Below are 26,784 nucleotides of genomic sequence, written 5' to 3' on the forward strand. Positions count from 1 at the left end.
ATCACGAGGGGACCGGGTGAGATGCGACCGGAGTCAGTCGCGCAGACGCCGGCCGGTCGCGTCGCGGGAGTACCGACCGGTCTTGTCGGTGAGGTAGAGGATCCCCTCGACGAGTCCCCAGATCGAGGTGATGATGCCTAGGAACCCGAAGGACAGCACCGTCAGCAGCAGCATCGCGATACCCACGCCGGTGTACCCGAGGTAGAAGCGGTGGATGCCCAGGGCGCCGAGGAAGATCCCGAGGAGGCCGGCGGCCAGCCGCGACTTCGCGTGCGGGTCGACCGGTGCCCACGGCGAGCCGGGCGGCGGGTAGGCGCCCGGCTGGTTCCCGGGGTACTGGGCGGGGTGCTGGTTGGGGTACTGCGCAGGGTAGGCCTGGGGGTGCTGCGCGGGCTGGGGGTACGGGTACTGCGGGTGCTGCGGCTGCTGGGGCTGCTGCGGCTGCTGGGTGTACGAGGACTGGCCGGCGTACGGCGCGCCGGGGTAGGACCCCTGCTGCGGTGACCGTGGGGAAGAGCCGGGACCCGTCGGGTTGGCGTAGTCGTCGAAGCCGTGAGCCGTGGGAGCTGTCTCCACCGCAGGCGCGCCGTGCGGGGTGTCCGACGACGGCGTCGCAGGGGCCTTGCGCAGCCACTCCGGCTGCTCCGGGCTGGAGCCCGTCGGAGTCTCGCCGTAACCTGACGTCGAACTCACTTCGCACGCTCCCGTCCTATGGGTATGATCATCTACGCACACAGGTTACGCAGTCCCTGTGACATGCGGATGTAGTTCAATGGTAGAACTCGACCTTCCCAAGGTCGTAGCGCGGGTTCGATTCCCGTCATCCGCTCCAGACTTCCCCGCACGACCCAGGCCAGGTCTCGAGAATCCCACTCGGACCTGGCCTTCTGCATTACTCGTCGACGTCCACACCATGCCGTACCGCGAGCGCGCCAAGGCCACACGCATATCCTTGGCCGACGACTCGGAACCGCCACGCATCTCCACGCTGATAGACCACGGCGAGGACAAGGCTCTGCTCCTCGGTTGCAGCGTCCAGCGTGGCATGGGCGACTGTGGCGCCATCCTCGTCACGCAGCGTGAGCTCGATCGGCCCGACGTCACTGAATGTCAGTCCATCAGGGATGGCCGCCGCCAGGATGACCCTCCTCGTGCGCGGAGGCAGGCAGTCAAGCCGCACGCTCACGAGCACCTCGCTGGCAAGGTCGAATTGGAGCTCGACGGCGGCTGAGTGGTGAGTCGGAGCGTTGAAGAAGACGAAGTCTCCGTCATCACCGACCTCCTCCTCGTCGTCGGTGACGAAGGCCACGACGTCGACCTCCGCTGTCGCCTCGCCGCCGTCTGCCCAGCGCACGCTCAGTGACCACTCGACGCAGGGTGGAAGATCCATCACGGCGCCTCGTGGCATCACCACGGGTGATGTCTCGAGTGGAGCAGAGACGGTGCGCGGTGTGCCATCGCCGAGCACCGTCGCTGTTCCGGCCGGTCCAGGCATGAGGACGGTCACGTGATCAAGCGTGACCGGGTCGAGGACCGACAGGCCGGCGGTCTGGCCGCGGTGCCAGCGCGGGTCAGCTTCACCTCCGTCCAGCACGACGACGTCGGTCACCGAGGCTGTGAAGTTCACTGCCACCTGACCGCCAGCCATCGCGATTCGGGTGCGCACTGCGGCAGCCTCGGGGTGGGGGCCACCAAGGACGAGCACCCGGCGGCCAGCCAGCCGACCTGGGGGCGTCAGCACTGAAGCAGGCAAACCGCTAGGCGCAGACGGGACAGTCGACGCCGCGCGCGGTTCCACTGAAGCTGCCGACGTCGTCTTGTCCCGTCCTGGTGCGACGTCGGCCACGAGCCGCAGGAACTGCTCCTCCGAGACGATCGGCGTCCCGTGGCTGCGCGCGGTGTCGAGCTTGCGGGTGCGGTACGACGGGTCCGGACAGACGACGACCGAGGTCTTCGAGCTGGCGGAGTTCATGACGTCGAGCCCCGCAGAAGTGGCTCGAGCGGCCAACGTCTCGCGCGGAAGCCGGGTTGCGCCTGTAAAAACGACCTTCATCCCTTGGACAAGCGGGCCCGGCGGTGTCCATCGACCGGGGTAGGCCCACCGGCAAGGTATCCGCGTGGAGGTGGCTGGGTAGACCGTCGGCGGCGGTCCGTCACACGGACTCAGCGGCAGCGCGAGACCGAGCCGATCGGCCGAGGCCAGCGAGTGGCGAAGGACCTCAACAAGCACCCGAGTGTCATCGACGGCGTCATGGGCGGCGAGCTGGCGCACGCTCCAGTAGGCGGCCACCGACTCGAGTTTGAGGTTGGGCAAGGGCAAGTCGAGAAGTCGGGTCAGAGCCATGGTGCACAGTCGTGAGTCGACGGCGAGCGGAGCATTGCTGCGCCTCGCCTCTGCGGCCAGGAACCTCCAGTCGAACTGAGCATTGTGGGCGACGAGGATCCGTCCCCCGACGAGTTCCGACACCTGTGCGGCGACATCGACGAACTGCGGTGAACCCGCCAACCGTTGCCGGGTGAGGCCGTGGACGTGGACCGGACCAGGATCACATCCAGGATCGAGCAGTGTGGACCAGTTCCGCTCGGTCGTGCCGTCGGGCGCTACCTGGCTGATGGCAACCTGAAGCACACGGTGCGACGAGGGTGAGAGACCCGACGTCTCGACGTCGACGACGGCGTATCCTTGGGGATATCGCGTCTGTATCGAAGCGAGCAGGCCCCCTTGCTCAGTGTCGACAGTCATGTCTCCCCCTCCGACCGTCTTCGGACCAGGCGGACAAGCCCAGCTGCTCGCGTCGTGCGGCGCCTCTGTGATGCCCCGCATCCTAGCGGCACGCACCCAATGGGCCTGCCCGCTTCCACTACAGACACCTCGCCAGTCCACCCTCGGTGCCTTGGCCGTCTTTCCCGGATCTACCCGGCCAAATCTCCGTCGAGGTCGTCTCTTATGTGCGAGGTCGTCCATCCGAACAGACGACCTCGCACATAAGAGACGACCTCGACGCTCAGGAGCAGGGACCCTGGGTCCGGGAACACATACGGCGGGTCGGCAGGCCCGGGAATCCGGGGCTACGGCGGGGGCGACGACGATTCTGCGACGCAACGCTTCGCATTGGGGGCGACGACCGTTATGATCGTCACACATCATCGTGGAAGCGCTCCCACTCAGTCGAGAGAACGCCTCCCCCGAACTCCTGCTGAGAGGCGCTCCCATGCGTTACGGACACTTCGACGACGAAGCCCGCGAGTACGTCATCACCACCCCCCACACCCCGTACCCGTGGATCAACTACCTCGGTTCAGAAGAGTTCTTCTCGCTCATCTCCCACCAGGCGGGTGGCTACTCGTTCTACCGTGACGCGAAGATGCGTCGCCTCACGCGCTACCGCTACAACAACATCCCCACCGACGCCGGCGGCCGGTACTTCTACATCAACGACGGCGGCGACGTGTGGACCCCGTCGTGGATGCCGATCAAGGCGGACCTCGACCACTTCGAGACCCGCCACGGCATGGGCTACACCCAGATCACCGGCGAGCGCGGCGGCCTGTCCGTGCAGACGCTGTTCTTCGTCCCGCTCGGCGAGACCGCGGAGATCCAGAAGGTCACGCTGACCAACACCTCCGACGCCGCCAAGTCCGTCAAGCTCTTCAGCTTCGCCGAGTTCTGCCTGTGGAATGCCCAGGACGACCAGACGAACTACCAGCGCAACCTCAACATCGGTGAGGTCGAGATCGAGGAGTCCGGCCCACACGGGACCGCGATCTACCACAAGACCGAGTACCGCGAGCGTCGCAACCACTACGCCGTCTACGGCGTCAACGCGACCGCCGCCGGCTTCGACACCGACCGCGACAGCTTTGTCGGTGCCTACAACTCTCTCGCCGAGGCGGCCGTGCCGTTCGCCGGCGAGTCCAGCAACTCGGTGGCCTCCGGCTGGTACCCGATCGCCTCGCACAATCTCGAGGTCACCCTCGAGCCGGGTGAGTCGAAGACCTTCGTCTTCGTGCTCGGCTACGTCGAGAACCCCGACGAGGAGAAGTGGGCCCCGGCCGACGAGGCCGCTGGCATCGCCGCCCTCCAGGTCATCAACAAGGACCGCGCGCACGCCCTGCTCTCCCGCTTCGCCACGACCGAGCAGACCGACGCTGCCTTCGAGGCGCTGCGCGTGCACTGGACCACGCTGCTCTCCGGCTACGCCGTGACCTCGGGTGACGACAAGCTCGACCGCATGGTCAACGTGTGGAACCAGTACCAGTGCATGGTCACCTTCAACATGTCCCGCTCGGCCTCCTACTTCGAGACCGGCATCGGCCGCGGGATGGGCTTCCGTGACTCCAACCAGGACCTCCTGGGTTTTGTGCACCTCATCCCCGAGCGTGCCCGCGAGCGCATCATCGACATCGCCTCGACCCAGTTCCCGGACGGCTCCGCGTACCACCAGTACCAGCCGCTCACCAAGCGTGGGAACAACGACATCGGCTCCGGCTTCAACGACGACCCGCTCTGGCTGATCCTCGGCGTCGCGGGTTACATCAAGGAGACCGGCGACTTCTCGATCCTCGACGAGCAGGTCCCCTTCGACAACGACGAGAGCCTCTCGGAGTCGTTGTTCGAGCACCTCACGCGGTCCTTCGACTTCACCGTCAACAACCGTGGCCCGCACGGTCTGCCGCTCATCGGGCGCGCGGACTGGAACGACTGCCTCAACCTCAACTGCTTCTCCACCACGCCTGGGGAGTCATTCCAGACGACGGAGAACCAGTCCGGCGGGGTCGCTGAGTCCGTGTTCATCGCGGCGATGTTCGCCTTCATCGGCCCGGAGTACGTCGCCCTCGCTGAGCGCCGCGGCCTCGACGACGTCGCCGCCAAGGCTCGCCAGGCCATCGCCGACATGAAGCAGGCCGTCCTCGACCACGGCTGGGACGGCGAGTGGTTCCTGCGCGCCTACGACTTCTACGGCAACAAGATCGGCACCGACGAGACTGCCGAGGGCAAGATCTGGATCGAGCCGCAGGGCTTCGCGGTCATGGCTGGCATCGGCACGGAGAAGCCGGCCGACGGCGGCCCGTCCATCGCCGAGCGTGCGCTCGACTCCGTGGGCGAGATGCTGGGCACCGACCACGGTCTGGTCCTGCAGTACCCCGCCTACACGAGCTACCAGATCGAGATGGGTGAGGTCTCCACCTACCCGCCGGGCTACAAGGAGAACGGTGGCATCTTCTGCCACAACAACCCCTGGGTCATCATCGGCGAGACGGTGCTGGGTCGTGGCGAGCGCGCCTTCGACTACTACAAGCGCATCACCCCCGCCTACCGCGAGGACATCTCCGACGTGCACCGCCTCGAGCCGTACGTCTACGCCCAGATGATCGCGGGCAAGGAGGCTGTGCGTCACGGTGAGGCCAAGAACTCCTGGCTCACCGGAACTGCGGCGTGGAACTTCGTCGCCGTCTCGCAGTACCTGCTGGGTGTCCGCCCGGACTACGACGGCCTCGTCGTCGACCCGCAGATCGGCCCGGACGTCCCGTCCTACACCGTCACCCGGACCGCTCGTGGGGCGACCTACGAGATCTCGGTGACGAACTCGGGCACCCAGGGTGCGCGCGGCGCGCTGACCGTCGACGGCGTGGCCATCGAGGGCAACCACGTGCCGTACGCCCCCGCCGGGGCGACCGTGCAGGTCTCCGTCGTCCTGTGAGCACGCTCGTCCGCACCGCCGTCGCCGAGGACGTCACGTCCTCGGCGGTCGGCGGCGACCCCCGGGTGGTCGACCTCGAGTCGGCCACCTGGCGGGTCGGGATCCTGCCCCGCTCCGCTGGGGCCATCGCCTACGCGAAGGTCCTGGTCGACGGCGTCTGGCGTGACCTGCTGCGCCCCACCAAGAGGACGCAGCTGGACAGCCCGACGGCGTGCTCGAGCTTCCCGCTCATCCCCTGGTCCAACCGGGTCGCCGAGGCGAGGCTGACCTTCGCCGGGCGCACGTGGCAGCTGCCGCGCACCTCCCCGGACGGCACCGCGATGCACGGGTCGGTGCTGCCCTTCGGCTTCGAGGTCCTCGAGCGCACCCGGGACTCGGTGCGTCTGCGCCTGGACTCCCGGGATGTCGTGGGCATGGGGTTCCCGTGGGCGTTCAGCACGGAGCTCGCCGTCACGCTGACCGCCGACGGACTGAGCGTGACCACCACGGTGACCAACGTCGACGTCGAGGCGTTCCCTGCGGGCTTCGGTCATCACCCGTACTTCGTGCGAAGCCTGACCCCGGACTGCGGGGAGCCGCAGCTGGAGATCCCGGTGACCGCCGGGTACGCCCTCGAGTCCGCGATGGCGGTCGGTGAGGCCGGTCCTGTGCCGGCCCGCGCCGACTACTCGACCCTCCGCCCGCTGGGCAGCCGGTTCGTGGACGACTGCCTCACCGGCCGCGAGCCTGGCCCGGTGCGGATCGTCTACCCCGGCGCCCGGGTCGACGGCTCCGACGTCGAGGTCCGCATCACCGCCGACGACGTCTACTCCCACTGGGTGGTCTACGTCCCGGTGCAGCGGGCGTACTTCGCCGTGGAGCCGGTGACCAACGCCAACGGCGGCTTCGCCCTCGCCGAGCAGGGGGTGCCCGGCACCGGGGTGTTCGTGCTCGAGCCTGGCGAGTCCAAGACCGGGACGTTCACCGTCAGCCTGTGAGCGTCTCGCACCGACAGTGGCTGGCCCGTGCCGGGGGGTGCGTGCCAGCCACGCGGAATCCACAGACCGCCCTCAGCGGCTGTGACGACGCCATCGCGAGCGCATAGGGTCCTCTCGAGGCCCCGAGGGACGGCGGCCGGGCGGAGGAGACGCGCATGGACCTCGTCGAGGTGAGGACGCTGGGCCGCCAGCTCATGGACCAGCACGGGCTGCAGGCCTGGGACCTGGACCTCGACCATGCCCGACGCCGCGCTGGCGCCTGCCACTACACGGCCCGCAAGATCACCGTCTCGCGCCACCTCATGGCCCTCTACGACGAGGCGATGGTCACCGACACCCTGCTGCACGAGATCGCGCACGCCCTTGCCGGGCCACGCGCCGGGCACGGTCCGCGCTGGCGCTCGCTGGCTGTCAGCATCGGGTGCTCGGGACGGCGCCTCGCCGGGCGAGAAGAGCCTCGGGTGCCTGCGCCGTGGATCGGGTTGTGCAGCGGCGGGCACGAGATCGATCGCTTCCGCCTGCCCCGCCACGAGGCGTCCTGCCTGCGCTGCAGCCCGACCTTCGACCGCCGGTTCCTCATCACGTGGGTGCGGCGCGAGGACGTCACCGCAGCCTGACGCGCGGGGAGGTCAGGCCCGGTTGCGCCGGGGCGCCAGGCGCACACCAGGCAGCTGCGGGGCGGGCAGCGCAGGACCGTCGTAGCCGGTGACGGTCCCGAAGCGGGCTGCGGGCTCCCCCGCCGCCGCCCCGGGGCCGGCGAGCTGGCGCGCCCAGTCAGCACGAGCCTGCACCACGTCCTCGTGGCTGCGGCCCACGAAGTTCCACCACATGACGATCTCTTCGGCGAAGGGCTCACCGCCGATGAGGATGAGCCGGGCAGGTGCGTCCGGTGCCGCCCGTACCGTCGTCTCCAGCGCGCCGGCTGCGATGAAGCCGAGCTCCGACCAGCCGACCGGGTCGCCGTCGACGTCGATGACGCCGGGGGTGTCCACGAGGACTGCGTGCTCGAAGGTCGGGTCGAGGACGAGAGTGAGCGCGGCGCCGGGTGCCAGGTCGATCTGGGCTCCGACCAGCGGCGTGAAGGTCGTCGCGGGCGAGCGCAGGGCGCTCAGCACGCCGAGGTGATGCTGGGCGGGCAGCTGCCCCAGGAACACGCGGGCGAGGGCTCCGGGCGCCTCGAGCGCCGGCAGGTCGGCGTGGTGCTCGAAGGTCGGCGCGGTCCCCACGGCGGTGGACGGCAGCGCGGTCCACAGCTGCACACCGTGCAGGACCGGGGGCCGGGAGTACACCGGGTCCGGTGACTGCTCGGAGTGGGAGATCCCGCGCCCGGCGGTCATGAGGTTGAGCTCGCCGGGGCGCACGGTGCTGACCGAGCCCACGGAGTCGCGGTGCAGCACCTCCCCGGCAAAGAGCCAGCTCACCGTCTGCAGACCGGTGTGCGGGTGGGGCGGGACCTGCATGCCGGGGCCGGCCGAGACGTCGTCGGGCCCATAGTGGTCGAGGAAGCACCAGGCGCCGACCATGCTGCGCTGACGTTGCGGCAGGGTGCGGCGCACCGTCATGGCGCGCGGCCCGCCCAGCGGGACCTCGCGAGGCTCCAGGATCTCCAGACGTCGCGGGATGCCGCTGGCCTCACCCGCGGAGCAGACCTTCTCGTCCGGGGCAGTCTCCAGGTTGCTCATCTGTCGAGGCTAGCCGTCCGGCACACCCGGTGCCGCGCACCGGGCGTCAGTGCTGGCAGACCGGACGGCGCGGAGGCTCACAGACCGACGGCCGTGTGGATAGTCGTCATGATCTGATGACCGAAAAGGTGCAAAGAGGCACGAACAGGCGTTCGTACGTGGGAGTCTCTGTGGATACCCACAGCGTTGTCCACAGCCTGTGCACTGCACTTCTCCACAAACTCACAGCCCTGTGGACAGATTCTGTGGATAACTCGGCGTCGTGCGGCCCCGATCCACCCCGTCGTCACCGGGAGTCTGCCAGGCGTTCACGTCATGGAGGTGGTGGATGACGTCGTGGACGAGATGGCGTGCCAGGGCCACGGCGCAGGGCCCGGCCCCCTCAGTCGGCCCCGCTGTGCGCGGCCTGTCAGGAGCAGCGAGAGCCCCCAGCCGGGCGGCGACCGCGCGGCCGGCGTCCTCGATGTCGACGGCTACCTGGAGCGGGTCGTGCACCTGACCGGCCTGGCTGCCCCCATCGCAGAGGCCGCCGAGCACTGGAGGATCCTCGTGCGGCACCCCCACCAGCCGCGCGGCGACAGCTTCGACCAGGTCGCGGACATGGACCGCATGGTCGAGCACCGACCAGGTCAGCGGGCCGGGCGCGCTGGCGACTCCGGGACGCATGAGAACCGACGCCCACCGGGGCAGCAGCGCGAGGATGGCGGGCCCCAGCTCACCCGCAGGTGTGAGTGAGGCGTCAACCCCGCACTGAGCGCACCGGCCAGGCGGCGGCGCGTTCCAGCCATCCCAGTCCCGGACGGCGGTGGTACGCGGCATGGCCTCAGCCTAACGGCACAGTACGGAGAAACCGGACACGGCGCGCTGGTTCCTCACCCCGTCCCCTGCCCCGGGTCCTGGCAGATGAAACCGTCATCATCGAGGACGGTCCCCGCGATCGAGGTGCGCATCACCGCGACGACGGCGACCACCACGGGGGCCATCCGGCGGCGGGCGATGTGGTGGAGGTTGCTCGCGTCCTCGGAGTCGGCGGGGTAGGCGTCCCCGGACAGCCAGCGCACCGTGTAGCGGAACGGGCCGCTGTCGCGCCACGGGACGGTCCCCAGTGCGGGAGGGAGCCGATCGGCGTGCTCGCAGCGCACCACGACCGAGCCGTCGTAGGGCGTGTGGGTGACGATCTCGTAGTCCTGCGGGCCGGGCGCCGCCGAGCCCACGGTCTCCAGGGTGGCCTGCACCAGGACGGTGCGCACGAGGGCCAGCGCAACCTCGGGAGACAGCGCGTGGGCGCTGTACAGGTGCCGGTTGACCGAGCGCCGGTGGTCCAGGGTCAACGGCGCCACGGACCCCTCCTCCAGGACCGCACCGCGCGCATGGCGGGCAGCGGCGACCAGCCATCGGCGCAGGCGCACACCACGGTCAACAGGGTCGCCGTCCACCCTCACCTCGTAGCCGTCGACCTTCGCGGCGGTGAGCCCGAGGGCGTGGCACCGCTCCGCCTCCAGCGGGTGCGGACCGGTCAGCACGACGCCGGGCTCGAGCTCGAGCTCGCCCGGCTGCGCGTCGGCCACCGCGGACATCCCCCGGAACCGCGCACCCCGCGGCTGGCTCAGGCCGGCAGTGGCGGCTGCGGCGGTGACCGGTTCGCGGGTCCACCGGGCCTGCGGGTACCAGGCCAGAGCGAGCGCCTGGACGGAGGCGCTCGCCGGCACGGCGAGGAGATGACTCGCCACACTGCCCGAACGGGTCACACCTGAGGGTGCTGTCATCTTCCTGACGCTACGCAGGGATTGATACGGGGACGTTTCCAGGACGAAAAAAGCACGCGCCGCGCATCACTGTCACGATGACCGCGCGAGGTCAAGGAAGGTCACCCTTCGATGCGCATTCTGACACGGTGTGGCATGCTGTCAGAATGCCGAAGATCATTGGTGGTTCACTCCACGAGCACCGCGAACAGACTCGCCAACGACTCTTCACCGCACTGTCGACGCTCATGGCCGAGCGCGGCTTCGATGCCATCTCCTTCGCTGACATCGCCGCGGCAGCCGGGGTGGGTCGAACGGCGGTCTACAACCACTTCTCCGACAAAGAAGCCCTGCTCATGGGCTTCATCACCTTCGAGACCGAGCGGTACGTCGAGACCCTCAAGCGGTCCCTCGAAGGAGTCGAGGACCCGCTCCAGCAGCTGCGCACCTATGTGCAGGCGCAAGCGCGGCTCAAGCGCGTCTTCCACCTCGCCCCCGGGCCGGACCTGCGCACGGTGCTCTCCCGCGGGACCCAGCAGCGGCTGCGCGAGCACGCCGTCGTCGTGGAGGAGATCCTGCGGGAGATCCTCGCTGCCGGCATCGCGCGCGGGGAGTTCCCCGACCAGGACATCCCCACCTCGGTGGCCCTGGTCAACGCCTGCCTGTCCGGGCGCCAGCTCCCCGAGGAGCAGCCCGCACGCGACGCCGCGATCGCGGCGACCGAGGCCTTCGTGCTGCGCGCCGTGGGCGCGGAGCTCGTCCGCAGCTGACGATCTCGGCGCTGCGGAACCTCGCGCCGTGCCCGGAGAACGCGCAGACTTCCCGCCCTCCGTCTCGCAGAGCGACATTGTGGGACGGGTATGTAGGCGACCCTAAATAGATGCGGTACCGTTTCTGACAGGTCGTCATGACACCGTGTCATCTCCCGCCGGAGCCCGTCGACCCTCGACGAAGGAGCCCACGGTGACCTCACTCGCCACGGAACAGCCCACCCTGTCCCTGCGACTGCGGGAGGGCACCCGCTCCGAGCACGAGGACGCCGAGCACTCCGGCTACATCAGCAAGCTCATGGGCGGCGAGCTCGACACGGCCGCCTACGTCTCCCTGGCCAGCCAGCAGTACTTCGTCTACCAGGCGCTGGAAGCCCTCAACGACGCGGTGCGCGCCCTGCCGCAGGGCGAGTCGCTGCTCTTCGACGAGCTCCAGCGCACGGCCTCCATCGCCGAGGACCTCGCCTTCCTCATCGGCCCGGACTGGCGCGCGCAGATCTCTCCGCTGCCCGCGACCGTCCAGTACGTCGCTGCCCTCGAGGCCTGCTCCACCTCTCTGCCGCGCTACGCCGCGCACGCCTACACCCGCTACCTCGGCGACCTGTCCGGAGGCCAGATCATCAAGCGGATGCTCGAGCGTCACTACGGCGTGGGTCCGCAGGGGCTGGCGTTCTACACCTTCGCCGAGATTCCCAAGGCCAAGCCGTTCAAGGACGTCTACCGCGAACGCCTGGACGCCCTGGTCTTCACCGAGGACGAGATGGCCCTGGCGATCGCCGAGGCCCAGGGGGCCTTCCGCCTCAACCAGGCTCTCTTCGCGGACCTGGGCGCCATCCACTGCTGAGCGCCTGCGACCTGGCGCGCTGAGGTCACCGGGTCACACGTGCTGTCACAGGTTCCTCTCGGCGTAGACCACCATCGCGTCGCGGACGAACACGGCCGTGCCCTCCCCCGCCCAGTCGTACGCCGCAGTGAACCGCGCGTCCTCGACGTACATCTGGCCGAGCCCGGTGAAGTACTCCGCGGTCACCTCCGGTTGGCCCGTGCCGCGTACCGACACGCTCAACCAGGCGTGCTGGCGGCGGGCGAGGTCCTGCGGCGCCTCGTCGTCGGGCGCCTGGCCTGCGGCCTTCGCATCCGCGAAACCCTGCGCGATGGCCCGCTGCTCGTCGAGGAAGGCGGCCCTCTCCGACGCGGTGAGCGCGGACCACCAGGAGTCGCCGGACCGGTAGGCCTGCTCGCCCCACCGCTCGGCGACCTCGCCCTGATAGCGGCCGCGGTCAAAACCGTCGAACATGTTCGTCATCATGAGCTCTTCTCCGTTCTCCAGGGACGTGATCGTGCTGCGGACCGATGCGGCCTGGTCCTCGAGCCGCGCCCTCTCCGACTCCAGCCACCGCAGGTGCGCACCCAGGGCTCGCACCTCGTCCTCGTCAGAGGCGAGCGCGTCGGCAATGGCAGCGAGGCTCAGGCCCAGGTCACGCAGCATGAGCACCCGTTGCAGGCGCACGAGCGCCCCGGCGTCGTAGTAGCGGTAGCCGTTGCTGCCGATCCGGCTCGGTGGCAGCAGCCCGATGTCGTCGTAGTGGCGCAGCGTGCGGCTCGTCGTGCCGGTGGCACGGGCGATCTGCTGGATGGACCAGTCGCGGTCGGTCATGAGACTCACCGTAAAGGTTGACGTTGCGTCAAGGTCAACCCCCTGGCGTGGACACCGACGCAGGCCGAGCGGCGGAGGGGACGAGCCGGGTACTCGGGTGGCGCGCTGGGCGGCGTCGGGCGGCTAGGAGGACGCGGTCCGGTGGTGCAGACTGGCACCTATGTCCCTCTTTGAAGAGACCCTGACCGGGGGCAATGTCGCTGCCAGCGTGGTTCTCGTCCATGATCCCCTGCTCGGCGCCACCGTCCGCAAGCCCGCCACCGTCGCCACGCCCGCCGTCCACGCGCTCCTTGTCCACCTCGCTGACGTGGGCTTCGACGCAGCGCCCCGATCCTTCGGCATCGACGCCCAGAACCGGCACGTCCTCGAGTACATCCCCGGCACCATGGCCAACGCCATGCCGGCGATGACCCGCACCGAGCTCACCCGGGTCGGCGCGATGGTGCGCGACCTGCACGACGCGACCACGTCCTTCGTCCCGCCGCCCGGGGCGGTGTGGGACGTGGGGATCCCCGCGGACCGCGACGACCTCGTCTGCCACCACGACATCGCCCCGTGGAACCTCGTGCGCGACGGCGACCGCTGGGTGATCATCGACTGGGACGGTGCCGGTCCGGGCTCACGGCTGTGGGACCTGGCCTACGCCGCGCACGGGTTCGTCCCGCTGCACGCCGGTGGCGACCCCGCCGTCGACGGCCCCCGCCTGCGGGCCCTGGTCGACGGCTACGGGGTGAGCGCCCACCAGCGCCCCCGGTTCGTCCAGCTCACCGCGGACCACACCCGAGCCATGTACGACCTCCTGGTCGACGGCGCCCGCACCGGCACGCAGCCGTGGGCGACGCTGCACGCCGACGGCCACGCCGACCACTGGGGCCCGGCCGCCGACTACATCACCCGCCACCGCGCCGACTTCCGCGCCGCCCTGCGCTGACCAGCCGGGTCCCGACCCGTCCGACCAGACCGACCGGCTGGCTGACTGGCTGGCTGACTGACGCAGCCAAGCCGTCCCGGCTCCGGAAGTCGATGGTCCCACCGAGGTCGTCTATCAGGTGCGAGGTCGTCTATCTGAACAGACGACCTCGCACCTGATAGACGACCTCGCGGGGCGCGCGAGCGGGAGACGGCGGGGCGGGAGGCGGGGCGGGGAGGAACGGGAGGGGCGGAGGCGGGCGGGGCGGGAGGTAGCGTCAGCCGAGCAGGGCCGTGACCAGCTCGGCGGGGGTGGAGACCACGGCGCGGGGGGCGGCTGCGTCGTGCTCGCCGGGGGCGGCGTAGCCCCAGGTCACCGCGATGGTGTCGATGCCGTGGGCGCGCGCCCCGAGGATGTCGTGCTCACGGTCGCCGACCATGACCGTCTCCGACATCGGCGGCAGGCCCTCGCCAGTCGCCGCGGTCTTGAGCGCGTGGGCGATCACGTCGGCCTTGGTGGTGCGGGTGCCGTCCAGACTCGCCCCGCAGATCGCCTCGAAGAAGCCGTCGAGCTCGAAGTGCTCGAGGATCTGACGGGCGAAGACCTCGGGCTTGGACGTCGCCACGACGAGCCGGACACCGGCCTCGCGCAGCGCGGTCAGCGCCTCGCGGATGCCCGGGTACACGGAGTTGTCGAGCATCCCGCCGCCGGTGAAGGCCACCCGGTAGGCCGCCACGAACTCCTCGACCCGCTCGGGGGGCACCCCGTTGCTCACGGCGCTCTCTTGGATCGGCGGACCGACCACCAGGCGCAGGTCCTCGGCGCTCGGGCGCGCGATGCCCAGTGCGTCGAAGGCGGAGGTGATCGAGGCGACGATGCCGGGAGCGGAGTCGGTGAGGGTCCCGTCGAGGTCGACGAGCGCGAGGGAGGTGGTCATGGCTCGATCCTCTCATCACGCCCGGCGACCCCGGACTGTGCGGGCGTCGTCCTCAGCCGTGCAGCGGGAGCGTCAGGCTCGCCGGTCCGCCGGTGACCACGCGGACCGGGACACCCCAGTCTTGCTGGGCCAGGTGGCACGCCGGGTACTCGATCGCCGGGTCCGCGTCGCAGCTCGCAGCCTGCGCGGTGACGTGCAGCACGCCCTCGCTGACCGCGGGGTTGAGCACCAGCCGGCGCTCGAGCGGCCCGGCGTCCCCCGCGCCCTCGAGCAGCAGCTCCGGCGGGGTGGCAGATACCTGCAGGCGGGTCGAAGGACCGAAGCGGTCGTCGTACTTCTGCCCCGCGGCCGGGGTGAACACGACGTCGAGCGCCAGCTCGCCGGGGCCCACCTCGGTGACCGGACGTCGCGTGCGGTGCGCACCGGCGTCGAGCACCTGGCCGGCGAGGGTGGCCGGCAGCGCCACCCGGGTGAGGCGGTGGGCGGCCGACTCGACCACGAGCAGCAGCACCCGGTCCCCCTCGACCTGCACGACGACGTCGCTCGGCTCGGCGAGCCCCGTCGCCAGCGTGGTCACCTCGTCGGTGGCCGGATCGTACCGGCGCAGCGCCCCGTTGTACGTGTCGGCGACGACGACGGAACCGTCTGGCAGCACGACGACGCCGAGCGGGTGCTGCAGCAGCGCCTGGCCGGCCGCGCCGTCGCGGTGGCCGAAGTCGAACAGACCCTGGCCGACGGCGGTGTGCACCTCGAGGCCGTCGCCCAGGGATGAGATCCCGGAGACCGGCCCGTCCAGCCAGCGCAGCGCGGACGTCTCAGAGTCCGCGACCCACAACCGGCCGTCGCCGCCCAGCGCCAGGCCGGAGGGCTGCGCGAACCAGGCCCCAGCGGCTGGCCCGTCCTGAAGACCCTCGTTCATGGTCCCGGCGAGCAGCCCGAGCTTCCCGTCGTCGACCGCCCACAGCGTGTGATGGCCCGCCATCGCGACGACGAACCCGAGGCCAGGCACCCACTCGACATCCCACGGCGAGGACAGCTTGACCCCGTCCGGGTCGTAGGTGACCTCCGGGGAGAACGGCGCCCAGCCGTCCGCGCTGACGACGTTCTCCGCGCCGCCGACCATGAACTGCGCGCCGGTCCCGGCGTAGGTGGTCACGTGCCCGTCAGCCAAGCGCACCCCGCGCAGGGCATGGTTGACGGTGTCGGCCACGAGCACATCGAAGCCGTAGGTCTCCCGCTCGGCCTCGGGCACCAGGCACAGGCCGTTCGGCTCGCTGAACCGGGCGTCGTCGGGCCCGCCGTCGACGAGCCCGCGCTCACCGGAGCCGATGCGCCGCACGAGGGCCTCGCCGTCGGGCAGGAGCTCGGCGAGGGAGTGGTGGCCCGCGTCGGCCACGAGGAGGTTGCCGCTCGGCAAGGTGATCGCCTTGGCTGGGAACCGCAGCGTGCCCGACGACGGCGTGGGCGGCACGTAGGGCCCCTCGCCCTGGGCGGCGGGACGCAGCGTGCCCTTGGCGCGGTGCTCCGCGGCGAGGTCGCGGACGAGGATCTCGAGGTTGCGGGCATGCCCCTCCCCCGCCATCTGCGCCACGACGTAGCCCTCGGGGTCGATGACGACGAGGGTGGGCCAGGCGCGGGCGGCGTAGGCGGACCACGTCACCAGGTCCGGGTCGTCCAGGACGGGGTGGTGCACCTCGTAGCGGTCGACGGCGGCCGCGAGCGCGACCGGGTCGGCCTCGTGGACGAACTTCGGGGAGTGCACGCCGATGATGACCAGCTCGTCGCGGTGGGCCTCCTCAAGCTCGCGCAGCTCGTCCAGGACGTGCAGGCAGTTGACGCAGCAGAAGGTCCAGAAGTCCAGGACGACGATCGAGCCGCGCAGGTCGGCGAGCGTCACGTCCTTGCCGCCGGTGTTGAGCCACCCCCGCCCGACGAGCTCACTGGCACGGACACGGGGCAGGCGGTTCGGAGTACTCACGCCCCCAGTCAAACATCCCACCCACCCCCGCCCCGCACCCCCTCCGCTGAGTGCACGATTTTGTGCGCGACACACCGGTGCGACACGCGCATTTTCGTACACCCAGCGGGTGCGTGGGGGGGTGGGCGGGTGGGTGGGTGTTAGCCGAGGGTGGTGGGGAGGGGGCGGGTCTCGCCCAGGACGTGCTCGGCGAGGAAGGCCTGGATGACCTCGTTCCAGACGATGACGTTCTGGGGCTTGAGCACCCAGTGGTTCTCGTCGGGGAAGTAGAGGAAGCGGTGCACGGTCTCCCCGCGGGCGTCGGCCGGCAGGCCGGACTTGGCGAGCAGGTCGGACCACAGGCTCATGCCCTCCCCGATCGGCACGCGGTAGTCCTTGTCACCGTGGATGACGAGCATCGGCGTGACGATGTTCGCCACGAAGGCGTTCGGCGAGCTGGCCGCGGCCATCTCCGGGGTCATCTCGCGGTCCCAGAGCGTGGCAGTGTCGGTCGTGGGACCGAAGTGCTCGAGCGACCACAGGCCGGCATGGCTGACGATCGCCTGGAAGCGGTCCGTGTGCCCGGCCACCCAGTTGGCCATGTACCCGCCGAAGGATCCGCCGAGGGCGGCCGTGCGGGTCGCGTCGATCTCCGGCAGGGCTTCGGCCGCGTCGGTGATGGCCATGAGGTCGGTATAGGGAGTCTGCCCCCACGCGCCCCAGCCGCGCTCGATGAACGCCTGCCCGTACCCGGTCGACAGCGCCGGGTCCGGCAGCAGCACGGCGTAGCCCTGAGCGACGAGCAGCCACGGGTTCCACCGCCAGCTCCAGGCGTTCCAGGAGTTCAGCGGTCCACCGTGGATGAGGAGCAGCAGCGGGGCAGGAGCCTCGGGGCCGGCGTCGTGCGGCAGGGCGAGGAAGGCTCGGACCCGTGCGCCGTCGGGCGCCGTGGTCTCCACCTCGGTGAGCACCCCAGGCAGGGTGGGCGACGTCGTCGGGCCGGCCAGCGCTGTGGCGGGGACGGGGCTGCCGGTCCCCAGCGCGGTCGCCAGGTCGACAACGACCGGCACCGGAGGTTCGAGGTAGCTGCTCCGCAGCGCGTAGACGGACGCACCGTCCGGGGAGACCTGGAGGTCGGTGAAGACGGCGTCGTCGCTGGTCACGCGGGTCACCTCGGCGCCGGTGGCGGCCGCGTCGAGGGCGAGATGGAAGATCGGGCCGCGCCCGTCGTCGTTGGCGGTCACCAGCAGCCCGTCGGAGTCCGGCAGCCAGGTGACCGAGGTGGGCCAGCGGTCCCACGTGCTGGCCAGCGGGCGGGCCGCACCCCCGAGGAGGTCGACGACGCCGAGGGTCACCGTCGGCGCCACCTCAGCGGAGCTGCGGCTCTCTCGGATGTACGCGACCCAGGCGCCGTCCGGGGAGATCTGGGGGCAGCCGTAGCTCGACTCGCCGTCGTCGACGAGCACCCGGGTGTCCCCGCTCGCGGTGTCGATCGCCGCCAGGACGACCCGGTAGCTCCCCCGCGCCTCGGCGACCATCCAGGTGGTCACGGCGGTGGTTCCGTCGAAGGAGAGGACGGCTGACTGCTCCCGCAGGGCGGTGCCCGCCCCCGGCGTGAGGTCACGCAGGGTGATCGCGGGGTCCACCTCCTCGGGGGTCGCCGCGACGCCGGGGATCTCCCCGTGCAGCGGTGCGCCGCCGACTCCGGGCAGCTCGCCCAGGAACAGGTGGGGCGCGGCGGGGCCCAGGTCGTGGTCCCAGTGCCGTACCGGGAAGCCGGTGTGCAGGATGGCGGAGACCTTGGTCGACGCGCGCGCCGCGCGCAGCTCGTCGTCGTGGGCGGGGTCGGTCGCGGACGGCAGGACGTCCGAGCGCAGCAGCACCACTGGTGCGCCGGCCGCTGCGTGCGGTGCACTGATCCCCGCGCCGCGGGAGGCGACCACGCGCGCCTCGCCGCCGCCGGCAGGCAGCAGCCACAGCGCGCGAGGCGGGTCCTGCACCTCCCCCGACTGGGGGTCAGGGCGGGCGGAGGCGAAGATGAGGTCGCCGTCGACGGTGAAGGCCGGGTTCTGCTCGCCGGCGGCGCTGCGGGTCAGCCGCTGGGCGGGACGGTGCCCGTGCGGGTCGACCTCCCACAGCGCCGTGCCGTAGCCGGTGCCGGCCGCGTCGAGGGTGGTGACGGTGGTGACGAGCCGGGTGCCGTCCGGGGACAGCGTCAGCCCGCTCAGCCGCGGGAGCGCGACATACTCGTCCATCGCGTGGAAAGGGGCTGGCCCGCCGTCGCCGTAGGTCATGTCACCGTCCGTCCGCCACCCGCTTCGTCACTGACCGGCCGGCGGGTACGTCTCGCGGTTCTCGACGACCGTGACGGGCGTGGTCGTGTCGCGACGCTCGACGACCTCGTGGTGCGAGGTGCGGTTGCGCTGGGCGTTCATGATGATCGCCGCGATGAGCGCGACGACGCCGGCGGCGAGGCAGATGTAGCCGACCATCGTCAGGTCGACCGCCTCGATGCTGTCGCGCACGGCGAAAGCGAGGATGGCGCCGACGACGATGAGGAAGATTCCGAGTCCGATACCCATGGCGGTGCTCCTGTCAGTTGGACGTTGATGCACGTCAGAGAACTTGTCGAGGTCCACCTTGGCCTATGTGCGCCACCTGCGCGCGTCGAGAGTGCGGCGCAGCGGTCGCCGGGGCCTACCGTGGACCCTGTGAACGACCACCGGTGGACCCCGCCCGACCCGGAGTCCTTCCTGCGGCGCTGGGACCTGCTCCCGGACGGCCCGGCGATCACCACCCCGAGCAGCCACGTCATCCCCGTGCGGTACCGCGGCGCGCCCGCGATGCTCAAGGTCCCGCGCATCCTGGAGGAGCGCGACGGCGGCCGTCTCATGGTCTGGTGGGCCGGCCGGGGCGCCGCCCCGGTCCTCGTGCACGACGACGACGCGATCGTCCTCGAGCGCGCCCTCGGTCCGCACTCCCTCACCTGCTGGGCCCTCTCGGACGGTCCGGATGGTGACGACCGGGCCACCCAGGTGCTCTGCGCGGTGGCGGGCGAGCTGCACGCCACGGGCCGCGCCGTCGGGCTGGCGCGGACGGGCGGGGCTGCGGGAACGAGCGGGGCTGCGGGAACGGGCGGGGCTGCGGGAGCGGCGAGCGACGCCCCGCCGGAGGGCCTGGTGACGCTCGAGCGCTGGTTCGCGGACCTGCTGGCCGGGACGGCCGGCCACGAGGGTTTCCTGGGACAGGCGGCCGGCACGGCGCGCGCCCTGCTGGACCACCAGCGGGAGGTGGTGACCCTGCACGGGGACATCCACCACGGCAACGTCCTGGACTTCGGGGACGAGACCGCCGCCCGGTGGCGGGCGATCGACCCGAAGTTCCTCGTCGGGGACCGTGCCTTCGACTACGCGAACATCGTGTGCAACCCCAGCCACGACGTCGCCAGGACACCAGGCCGCCTGGCCCGCCAGGTGTCCGTCATCTGCGCCGCCGCCGGGCTGGACCGCGCCCGGCTGCTGCGCTGGATCGTGGCGTGGACGGGCCTGTCAGCCACCTGGTACCTCGGCGACACGTGGTTGCCCCACGCCGAGCGTGAGGCAGCCGCTGCCGCCGTGCTCGGCGTCGGGCAGGACGCTCTGGCGCTGCTGGAGGGCCGGGGCGTGTGACCTGCCGCGCCCTGCGCACGCGCGGTGCGGGCGCGGGCGCGGTGGGGGCGCGGGCGCGGGTCGGCTAGGAGCGTTCCTTCTGCGTCGAGAGCTTCTTGAGCATGTCGTTGTACTCGTCCATCTCGACGTCCCCGTCCCGGTCCACCTTGCGGTCCCGGCGGCGCGCGGCACGCTCGTCGTCCTTGGACCAGGAGAAGGCGACGATGATCGCCAGGAACAAGGTCGGGATCTCCCCCACCCCCCAGGCGATGCCGCCACCGTTCTGCTGGTCGGCGATCGCCGTGGCCCCCCACGGACGGCCCATGAGGCCGAACCACTCCGGGACCAGGAGGATCTCCCCGGACATGAGCGTCACACCGAAGAAGGCGTGGAAGGCCATCGTGGCCAGCAGCAGCAGCAGACGCTGCGCGTGCGGGGGCCGAGAGGGCCCGGGGTCGATGCCGATGAGGGCGTTGGCGAAGAAGTACCCGGCCATCGTGAAGTGCACCGTCATGAGGATGTGCCCCAGGTGCGTGGACAGCGCGTACTCGAAGGCCGGGGTGTAGTAGAAGACGATCATGGAGCCGGCGAAGTTGATCGCCGCGACGATCGGGTGGGAGAAGAACCGGCCGTAGCGCGAGTGGATGATCGCCAGGATCCACTCCCGCGGACCCCGGGTGCCGTCCTTGCGGACCGGGACCGCGCGCAGCAGAAGCGTCACCGGAGCCGCCGAGACGAGGAAGATCGGCACGACCATCGCCAGGATCATGTGCTGGAGCATGTGCGCGGAGAAGAGCACCTTGCCGTAGACCACGGGACCGCCGCTGGTCACCCAGAACATGATGATCATGCCCGCCACCCACGAGGCGGTGCGCAGACCCGACCACGAGTCGCCGCGCCGGTGCAGGCGGATCACCCAGCGCAGGTAGACCACGAGGCCCGCTGCGCAGGCGAAGCCGAGCAGCACGTCCCAGTTCCACTCGGTGAACCAGCTGGAGAAGGTCGGCTCGTCAGGCAGCTGGCGGCCGGTGATGAGGTAGGCCGGGGTGGGGTCGGCGGGCGGGGCGTTGTCGTCCGGGGGGTTGGTCCCGCCCAGGGCCACCGCGACGCCGCTCACCGCGCCCATGAGGATGAGCTCGGCCGCGACCAGGCGCCAGAACAGCCCGGCCACCCGGTCCGTCCCGACCGACAGCTTGCCCACGACCCATGTGCGGTGCGCCCAGCCGAGCGCACCGAGGACGAGGAACAGCACGGTCTTGGCGATGACCAGCACCCCGTAGTCGGTGGTCAGCCCGGACCAGCCACCGAGCCGGACGACCGCGTTGACCACGCCGGACACGGCGACCAGCACGAAGCACCAGGAGGCGATGGGCGAGTAGCGGGCCACCGTGACCGCCAGGTCCTGCCCGTCCAGCGTCCGCCGGATGCGCAGCACCGCGACGACCGCGAGCGCCCCGATCCACACCGCGGCGCCCACGAGGTGCATGAACATCGCCGAGACCGCCAGCTCATGGCTGGTGGATCCCGAGGCGTGGCCCATGAGGGACTGCAGCACCACCGCGGCGAGCGCCGGCACGGACGCCCACACGGCACCGGTCGCAGTGGAGACGAAGAGGGCGAGCACCGAGGTGAGCCCGGCGAGCAGCGCGATCGCCAGCAGCGCCCGGCCGGAGGGGATCTGGGAGAGGTACACCCCGAGCTGGTCGCCAAAGCTCTCGCTGCTCAGGGAGAGACCGACGGTGTTGGCCCCGGAGAACACCACGCGGGCCAGCGCGCTGACCGCCCACACCCCCGCGCCGATGCCGGCCACCGTCAGGGTCCGGCTGAGCACCGCACCGGGCCGCACGACGAAGGCCGCCAGCACGAGGGCTCCGAGGGTGATGGCCACGGACAGCTCGGAGGCCACGGTCGTCAGGGGTAGGCCCCACCGCACCACGGTGCCGGGGTCCAGGAGCAGCTGGGGGGCGAAGGCAGCCGAGAACAACCCGCTGACCACCAGCCCGACCACGGCTGCGGCCACGGCACCCGGGAGCGACCAGGTCAGCGTCCGAGGGGCCCGAGGCACGCGGGGAGGGGTGTCTACGTCGTTCGTCAGTCGTGCCGTCACCCTTCCAGGGTAGTTCCCCCGCCCGCCGCGAAAAACCGCCGCTGCGAGACCATCCTCTGAGCAGCTCTGCGCACTGTCACGGGTCGCTGCCATACTGAATCACCCAGTGATGAAAGGTGCGTCCCGCATGAGTTCAGGCCAAGGCAGCATCTCACCCACCGACCTCGACCAGGCCAAGGTGCTGCTGGCGCGCGTCGCTGCGGTCTTCGACCAGCGCGTCGTCGGGCAGGAACCGTTGCGGACCGCGCTGGTGAGCTCCCTGATCTGCGGTGGGCACATCTTGCTGGAGTCCGTCCCCGGGCTCGCCAAGACGACGGCCGCGGAGACCCTCGCCGCCGCCGTGGGCGGCAGCTTCCACCGCATCCAGTGCACCCCGGACCTCATGCCGAACGACATCGTCGGCACCCAGATCTACAACTACGGCACCGGGTCGTTCACCACGCAGCTGGGACCGGTGCACGCCAACCTCGTGCTGCTGGACGAGATCAACCGCTCGAGCGCCAAGACGCAGTCGGCGATGCTCGAGGCGATGCAGGAGCGTCAGACCTCCATCGGCGGGGTCGAGTACCCGTTGCCGGACCCGTTCATGGTGCTGGCCACCCAGAACCCCATCGAGGAGGAGGGCACCTACGTCCTCCCCGAGGCGCAGATGGACCGCTTCCTCATGAAGGAGGTGCTCACCTACCCCGCGGCCAACTACGAGGTCGAGATCCTCGAACGGATCTCCTCCGGCCGCCAGAGCGCCCCCATCACGGTCCAGCCGATCAGCCTCGACGACGTCCGCTTCCTCCAGCGCCTGGTCGACGACGTCTACGTCGACGCCTCCATCAAGCGGTACATCGTCGACGTCATCAACACCAGCCGCTTCTCCGGCCCGCGCCCCATCCAAGGGCTGTCCACCCACATCCGGGTGGGCGCGAGCCCGCGCGGGTCGATCGCCCTCATGCGGGTGGCCCAGGCGCTGGCCATCCAGGCCGGGCGCAGCTTTGTCATCCCCGACGACGTCAAGGCCGTGCGCTACTCGGTGCTGCGTCACCGCCTGGTGCGCACCTTCGACGCGCTGGCCAACAACGTCCAGCCCGAGCAGCTCATCGACGCGATCTTCGACGCCGTCCCCACCCCCTGAGGCGACCAGGCACCGACATGAACGACATCTCCCGGCTGGCGCAGGTGCGAGCTCGTCTCGAGCTGCCGTTGGCGCGCCGTGCCGCGGGGATGCTCGAGGGACGGCACCGGTCCCTGCTCAAGGGGCACGGGCAGGACTTTGACGACCTATCCCTGTACTCCCCCGGGGACGACGTGGGAGACGTCGACTGGAAGGCCAGCGCGCGGGCGGGGATCCCGATCATCCGGCGCTTCGTGCGCCAGTCCAACCTCAACCTCGTGCTCGTCGTGGACACCGGGCGCAACATGGCTGCCCTGGCCGCCGGCGGGCAGGAGAAGTCCGAGGTTGCCGTGTTCATGGCCTCGCTCGTGGCGTACCTGGCCCGGGACCGCGGCGACCGGGTCGCGATGGTCGCCGGCGACGCCGAACGCCTCATCCAGCGGCCCCCGCGCTCGAGCACCCAGGAGCTCGAGCTCATGCTCCACATGATCGCCGGCTGCTACGACATCGACGCCCCGCCGAGCGACCTCAACCGTCCCCTCGAACGGGCGATGAACGCCTTCCAGCGACGGTCGCTCATGATGATCGTCACCGACGAGGCCCGCCCCGAGCCGGGCCACGAGAGGCTGCTGCGCCAGCTGCGGGTACGCCACGAGGTCATGGTGCTGGCCGTGGCGGACGCCTCCGCGCTGACCCTCACCGGCGGCCCCACCCACAAGCCCGTGCGCGACGTCGACGCCGACCTCCAGCTGCCGCCCTACCTCCAGCAGCGGCGCGCCCTGCAGCACTCCGGCGACCAGGTGGTCCAGGCCCGCCGTCACCTCGTGGCCGAGCTGCTGCGCCGGCAGCAGATCCAGGGCATGGTCGCCGACAGCTCCGACCATGCCATCACCCAGTTCATCGACCTGCTGGGGAGGCAACGCCGTGCCCATCGATGACATCGTCGCTCCCATGGACTTCAGCGCGTGGTGGACCATCACCGGCATCGCGCTCATCGTGGTGGTCGCCGCCTGGCTGGTCTTCGTCTTCGTCCACACCCGCCACCGCCCCACCGAGAGCGCCCTGCCGCCCGCGCCACCGCCGTCCGCCTACGCCGCAGGCGGGGACCCCTTCGTGGACCTGCGCCTGAAGTACCTCGCCCAGGTCGACGAGGCAGACCGGGCGTTCACCGCCCACGAGATCGACGTCCGTGAGCTGCACCTGCGCCTGAGCGCGATCGTGCGGGAGTTCGCCGGGCTGCGCCGTGGGGTGGACACGACCGTGATGACCTTGACCGACATCGAGCACCTCGCCGGCGCCGGACGGCTCGCCAACCTCATCGCGGGGTACTACCAGCCGGCGTTCTCCAAGGACAGCCCGGACTCCGGAGCCCAGAGCGTCGACGGCGCCCGGACGGTGATCTCCTCATGGTGAGCCCCGCAACGGAGCAGATCCAGGCAGCGGAACAGGTCCTCGCCGCCGACGAGGTCATGTCCTCGATCGCCTGGCCGTGGCTCATCGCGGTCGTCGTCGTGGTGGTGGCTGTGGCCGGCGCCCTGGCCTGGTACTTCGCGCGCAACCCCAAGGCGAAGCCGCACGAGGAAGCCGTGTGGGTCGCCAACTCCGACTACGTCGACCAGATACCGCAGTTCCGGTCCTGGGTACGCCGCTACCGCGCGCTGCAGTGGGTCGGCATCGGTGCGCTCGCCCTGGCCGCGCTGGCGACGGCGTTCATCGCCGCCCGCCCCGTGGACATCACCGTGTCCAACTCCAAGCTCGCCACCCGGGACATCGTCCTCTGCCTCGACGTGTCCGGGTCGATGATCGAGTACGACATGGAGATGGTCGACGTGTTCTCCGAGCTGGTGGACAGCTTCGAGGGCGAACGCATCGCGCTGTCGATCTTCAACTCCACCTCCCGCACGGTCTTCCCCCTCACCGACGACTACGCCCTGGTCCTGGACGAGCTCGAGGCGGCGAAAGCCGCTCTCAACCCCGAGATCCTCTACTCCGAGGACGAGGCGCTCATCGACCAGTACCTGCTGTTCTCCGCCGGCACCCTGGGCACCTCCGAAGGGTCCTCACTCATCGGCGACGGGCTGGCGAACTGCGCCCTGCAGTTCGACGCGACCGAGACCGAGCGCTCCCGCTCGATCATCCTGGCCACCGACAACGAGGTCATGGGCACCCCGATCTACACGCTGCAGGAGGCTGTGGACTTCACCCAGGAGCGGGGCATCTCGATCAACGCCCTGTACGGCGCGGGTGACTTCGGCGGGAACGCCAGCTACGCGAGCGAGTACCAGACCGCCATCGAGGGCGCCGGTGGCCTCTACTACTACAGCGACGACCCGGAGGCGGTCGAGGCGATGGTCGATGAGGTCCAGGCCCAGCAGGCCATCGACCTCGACGCAGCCCCGGAGGTCACCTCGACCGACAAGGCCGGACCGTGGTTCGCCTGGGTGCTGGTCGCGGTGGTCGCGCTCGTCGTCGTGCAATGGAGGTTGCGCGAATGATCCTGCAGCCTCTCCTCCCGGTCCCGGTGCTCGCCGTCGTCCTCGGCGCTCTGTTCGCGCTGACCGCCACGCTCGCGGTCAAGGGTTGGCGCCAGGGCACCACGACCGGACACCAGCAGGCCTGGGCCTGGCTGCGCCGCTCCGCGATCGTGGCCGTCGTCGCGGTCATCGGGCTCGGCCCCAGCCTGCCGCGCACGAGCATGGACACCTCGGTCAGCGCGGTCGACGTGTTCTTCGTGGTCGACCGCACCGGGTCGATGGCCGCGGAGGACTACGACGGCGCCAAGCCCCGCCTGGACGGCGTGCGCGCGGACATCACCTCTCTGGTCGCCGACGTGCCCGGCGCGCGCTACTCGGTCATCTCCTTCGACTCCGAGGCGAGCCGGCAGCTGCCGCTGACCACCGACGCCCGGGCGGTGAACACCTGGACCCAGACGATGGACCGGGAGGTGACCTCACGTTCCCGCGGCTCCCTGGTGGACCGCCCGCTGGACGCGCTGAGCCGGGCGCTGACCGGCGCCGCGGAGCAGCACCCGGCCAACATCCGCCTGGTGTTCTTCCTCACCGACGGCGAGAACACCGCCGACGGTCAGCGCAGGTCCTTCGCCGACCTGGCCCCGCTCATCGACTCCGGCGCGGTCCTGGGCTACGGCACAGAGGCGGGCGGCCGGATGAAGGAGTACGCGCTGGCCCCTGACGGCAACGGCACCGAAGGGTCCTACATCAAGGACATGAGCCTGCCCGGCACCCCCGACGCGCTGTCGGTCTACGACCCGGTCGAGCTCGCCGCGCTGGCCGACGAGCTGGGCGTGGAGTTCATCCACCGCACCTCCCCCGCCGCGACCGCGGAGCTGGTGGCCGGGATCGACCCGGACCAGATCGCCGCTGACGGCCGCCGCGCGCTGACGTCGTACCAGATGCTGCTGTGGCCCTTCGCGCTGGTGCTGGCCGCGCTGCTCGCCCTCGAGGCCGCAGCCGGTGGGCGTCACCTCGGACGCAAGGTGGGAGTCGAGCATGCCTGAGCTCAACAACGCTGACCTGCCCGCGAAGGTGTCCGCACGGACCCCCACGCCGACCGACCGGCGGGCGGCCC

General features: G+C 70.6%; 23 protein-coding genes and 1 tRNA gene. 13 read left to right on the forward strand and 11 right to left on the reverse strand.

The genetic code is table 11. The annotated features are described in order from the left end of the window. Positions 1 to 33 precede the first annotated feature (33 nt). Positions 34 to 693 carry a TM2 domain-containing protein gene (locus SS2_RS17820; RefSeq protein WP_066460427.1) on the reverse strand — a complete coding sequence of 220 codons (660 nt, stop codon included), beginning with the start codon at positions 691 to 693 and terminating at the stop codon, positions 34 to 36. A gap of 65 nt (positions 694 to 758) precedes the next feature. On the opposite strand from SS2_RS17820, the gene SS2_RS00950 reads away from it, so the two are divergent. Continuing rightward, a tRNA-Gly gene (locus tag SS2_RS00950) sits at positions 759 to 832 on the forward strand. A 60-nt stretch (positions 833 to 892) separates the two neighbouring features. Here the strand turns inward: SS2_RS00950 and SS2_RS16900 are convergent. After that, complete coding sequence (locus SS2_RS16900; protein ID WP_169796234.1) at positions 893 to 2,743, reverse strand: TerD family protein; 1,851 nt, start codon at positions 2,741 to 2,743, stop codon at positions 893 to 895. 469 nt (positions 2,744 to 3,212) lie between these two features. On the opposite strand from SS2_RS16900, the gene SS2_RS00960 reads away from it, so the two are divergent. The 3 genes from SS2_RS00960 to SS2_RS00970 all read left to right on the forward strand — a co-directional run bounded on the left by SS2_RS00960 (position 3,213) and on the right by SS2_RS00970 (position 7,296). Then, positions 3,213 to 5,702: a glycoside hydrolase family 94 protein gene (locus tag SS2_RS00960; protein ID WP_066460431.1), complete on the forward strand. Its 2,490-nt coding sequence runs from the start codon at positions 3,213 to 3,215 to the stop codon at positions 5,700 to 5,702. Continuing rightward, entirely contained in the window at positions 5,699 to 6,679 is a 981-nt protein-coding gene (locus SS2_RS00965) for an aldose epimerase family protein (protein ID WP_066460432.1), read from the forward strand. The genes SS2_RS00960 and SS2_RS00965 overlap by 4 nt, the downstream gene beginning before the upstream one ends. 155 nt (positions 6,680 to 6,834) lie before the next feature. After that, complete coding sequence (locus SS2_RS00970) at positions 6,835 to 7,296, forward strand: SprT-like domain-containing protein (protein ID WP_066460433.1); 462 nt, start codon at positions 6,835 to 6,837, stop codon at positions 7,294 to 7,296. Positions 7,297 to 7,308: 12 nt separating this feature from the next. Here the strand turns inward: SS2_RS00970 and SS2_RS00975 are convergent, their stop codons facing one another. From SS2_RS00975 to SS2_RS00985, 3 genes are all read right to left on the reverse strand, one after another. Beyond that, on the reverse strand, positions 7,309 to 8,361 hold the full coding sequence (locus tag SS2_RS00975) for a pirin family protein (protein WP_066460436.1): 1,053 nt from the start codon (positions 8,359 to 8,361) through the stop codon (positions 7,309 to 7,311). Between the two features lie 222 nt (positions 8,362 to 8,583). Continuing rightward, complete coding sequence (locus SS2_RS17270) at positions 8,584 to 9,180, reverse strand: hypothetical protein (protein ID WP_157607140.1); 597 nt, start codon at positions 9,178 to 9,180, stop codon at positions 8,584 to 8,586. Positions 9,181 to 9,233: 53 nt separating this feature from the next. Next, positions 9,234 to 10,127 carry a hypothetical protein gene (locus SS2_RS00985; RefSeq protein WP_157607141.1) on the reverse strand — a complete coding sequence of 298 codons (894 nt, stop codon included), beginning with the start codon at positions 10,125 to 10,127 and terminating at the stop codon, positions 9,234 to 9,236. 146 nt (positions 10,128 to 10,273) lie between these two features. On the opposite strand from SS2_RS00985, the gene SS2_RS00990 reads away from it, so the two are divergent. Together SS2_RS00990 and SS2_RS00995 are read left to right on the forward strand one after the other, a co-directional pair. After that, entirely contained in the window at positions 10,274 to 10,876 is a 603-nt protein-coding gene (locus tag SS2_RS00990) for a TetR/AcrR family transcriptional regulator (protein ID WP_066460442.1), read from the forward strand. A gap of 193 nt (positions 10,877 to 11,069) precedes the next feature. Then, positions 11,070 to 11,720, forward strand: a complete 651-nt coding sequence (locus SS2_RS00995; RefSeq protein WP_066460444.1) for a biliverdin-producing heme oxygenase — start codon at positions 11,070 to 11,072, stop codon at positions 11,718 to 11,720. A gap of 45 nt (positions 11,721 to 11,765) precedes the next feature. Here the strand turns inward: SS2_RS00995 and SS2_RS01000 are convergent, their stop codons facing one another. Then, complete coding sequence (locus tag SS2_RS01000; protein WP_066460445.1) at positions 11,766 to 12,533, reverse strand: MerR family transcriptional regulator; 768 nt, start codon at positions 12,531 to 12,533, stop codon at positions 11,766 to 11,768. A 160-nt stretch (positions 12,534 to 12,693) separates the two neighbouring features. On the opposite strand from SS2_RS01000, the gene SS2_RS01005 reads away from it, so the two are divergent. Continuing rightward, positions 12,694 to 13,464: a phosphotransferase gene (locus SS2_RS01005; protein ID WP_066460446.1), complete on the forward strand. Its 771-nt coding sequence runs from the start codon at positions 12,694 to 12,696 to the stop codon at positions 13,462 to 13,464. Positions 13,465 to 13,720: 256 nt separating this feature from the next. Here SS2_RS01005 and SS2_RS01010 read toward each other — a convergent pair whose 3' ends face one another. The 4 genes from SS2_RS01010 to SS2_RS01025 all read right to left on the reverse strand — a co-directional run bounded on the left by SS2_RS01010 (position 13,721) and on the right by SS2_RS01025 (position 18,919). After that, on the reverse strand, positions 13,721 to 14,380 hold the full coding sequence (locus SS2_RS01010; RefSeq protein WP_066460448.1) for an HAD hydrolase-like protein: 660 nt from the start codon (positions 14,378 to 14,380) through the stop codon (positions 13,721 to 13,723). 52 nt (positions 14,381 to 14,432) lie between these two features. Next, positions 14,433 to 16,358 carry an NHL domain-containing thioredoxin family protein gene (locus tag SS2_RS01015; RefSeq protein ID WP_066460450.1) on the reverse strand — a complete coding sequence of 642 codons (1,926 nt, stop codon included), beginning with the start codon at positions 16,356 to 16,358 and terminating at the stop codon, positions 14,433 to 14,435. A gap of 140 nt (positions 16,359 to 16,498) precedes the next feature. Further along, complete coding sequence (locus SS2_RS01020; protein WP_066460451.1) at positions 16,499 to 18,631, reverse strand: S9 family peptidase; 2,133 nt, start codon at positions 18,629 to 18,631, stop codon at positions 16,499 to 16,501. Between the two features lie 27 nt (positions 18,632 to 18,658). Next, on the reverse strand, positions 18,659 to 18,919 hold the full coding sequence (locus SS2_RS01025) for a DUF6458 family protein (protein ID WP_066460453.1): 261 nt from the start codon (positions 18,917 to 18,919) through the stop codon (positions 18,659 to 18,661). 129 nt (positions 18,920 to 19,048) lie between these two features. Here SS2_RS01025 and SS2_RS01030 point away from each other — a divergent pair, with 129 nt between their 5' ends. Continuing rightward, entirely contained in the window at positions 19,049 to 20,005 is a 957-nt protein-coding gene (locus SS2_RS01030; protein WP_066460456.1) for an aminoglycoside phosphotransferase family protein, read from the forward strand. Positions 20,006 to 20,069: 64 nt separating this feature from the next. Here the strand turns inward: SS2_RS01030 and SS2_RS01035 are convergent, their stop codons facing one another. Then, the gene (locus tag SS2_RS01035; protein ID WP_066460457.1) at positions 20,070 to 22,091 is read right to left on the reverse strand and encodes a bifunctional copper resistance protein CopD/cytochrome c oxidase assembly protein; all 2,022 of its coding nucleotides are present in this window, start codon (positions 22,089 to 22,091) and stop codon (positions 20,070 to 20,072) included. 127 nt (positions 22,092 to 22,218) lie between these two features. Here SS2_RS01035 and SS2_RS01040 point away from each other — a divergent pair, with 127 nt between their 5' ends. Genes SS2_RS01040 through SS2_RS01060 form a run of 5 tightly spaced genes read left to right on the forward strand, consistent with a single transcriptional unit; the run spans position 22,219 to position 26,713 of the window. Then, positions 22,219 to 23,217, forward strand: coding sequence for an AAA family ATPase (locus tag SS2_RS01040; protein WP_066460460.1), 999 nt, complete (start codon positions 22,219 to 22,221; stop codon positions 23,215 to 23,217). 17 nt (positions 23,218 to 23,234) lie between these two features. Next, positions 23,235 to 24,134, forward strand: coding sequence for a DUF58 domain-containing protein (locus SS2_RS01045; RefSeq protein ID WP_066460461.1), 900 nt, complete (start codon positions 23,235 to 23,237; stop codon positions 24,132 to 24,134). After that, positions 24,121 to 24,609 (forward strand): hypothetical protein, encoded by a 489-nt coding sequence (locus tag SS2_RS01050; protein WP_066460462.1) that lies wholly within the window; start codon positions 24,121 to 24,123, stop codon positions 24,607 to 24,609. The genes SS2_RS01045 and SS2_RS01050 overlap by 14 nt, the downstream gene beginning before the upstream one ends. After that, positions 24,603 to 25,691 (forward strand): VWA domain-containing protein, encoded by a 1,089-nt coding sequence (locus tag SS2_RS01055; RefSeq protein WP_066460463.1) that lies wholly within the window; start codon positions 24,603 to 24,605, stop codon positions 25,689 to 25,691. The genes SS2_RS01050 and SS2_RS01055 overlap by 7 nt, the downstream gene beginning before the upstream one ends. Beyond that, positions 25,688 to 26,713 (forward strand): vWA domain-containing protein, encoded by a 1,026-nt coding sequence (locus tag SS2_RS01060; RefSeq protein WP_066460466.1) that lies wholly within the window; start codon positions 25,688 to 25,690, stop codon positions 26,711 to 26,713. Before SS2_RS01055 ends, SS2_RS01060 begins: the two co-directional genes overlap by 4 nt. The last annotated feature ends 71 nt before the right edge of the window (positions 26,714 to 26,784 follow it).

The organism is Sanguibacter suarezii NBRC 16159 (assembly GCF_001552735.1).
Lineage (GTDB): Bacteria > Actinomycetota > Actinomycetes > Actinomycetales > Cellulomonadaceae > Sanguibacter > Sanguibacter suarezii.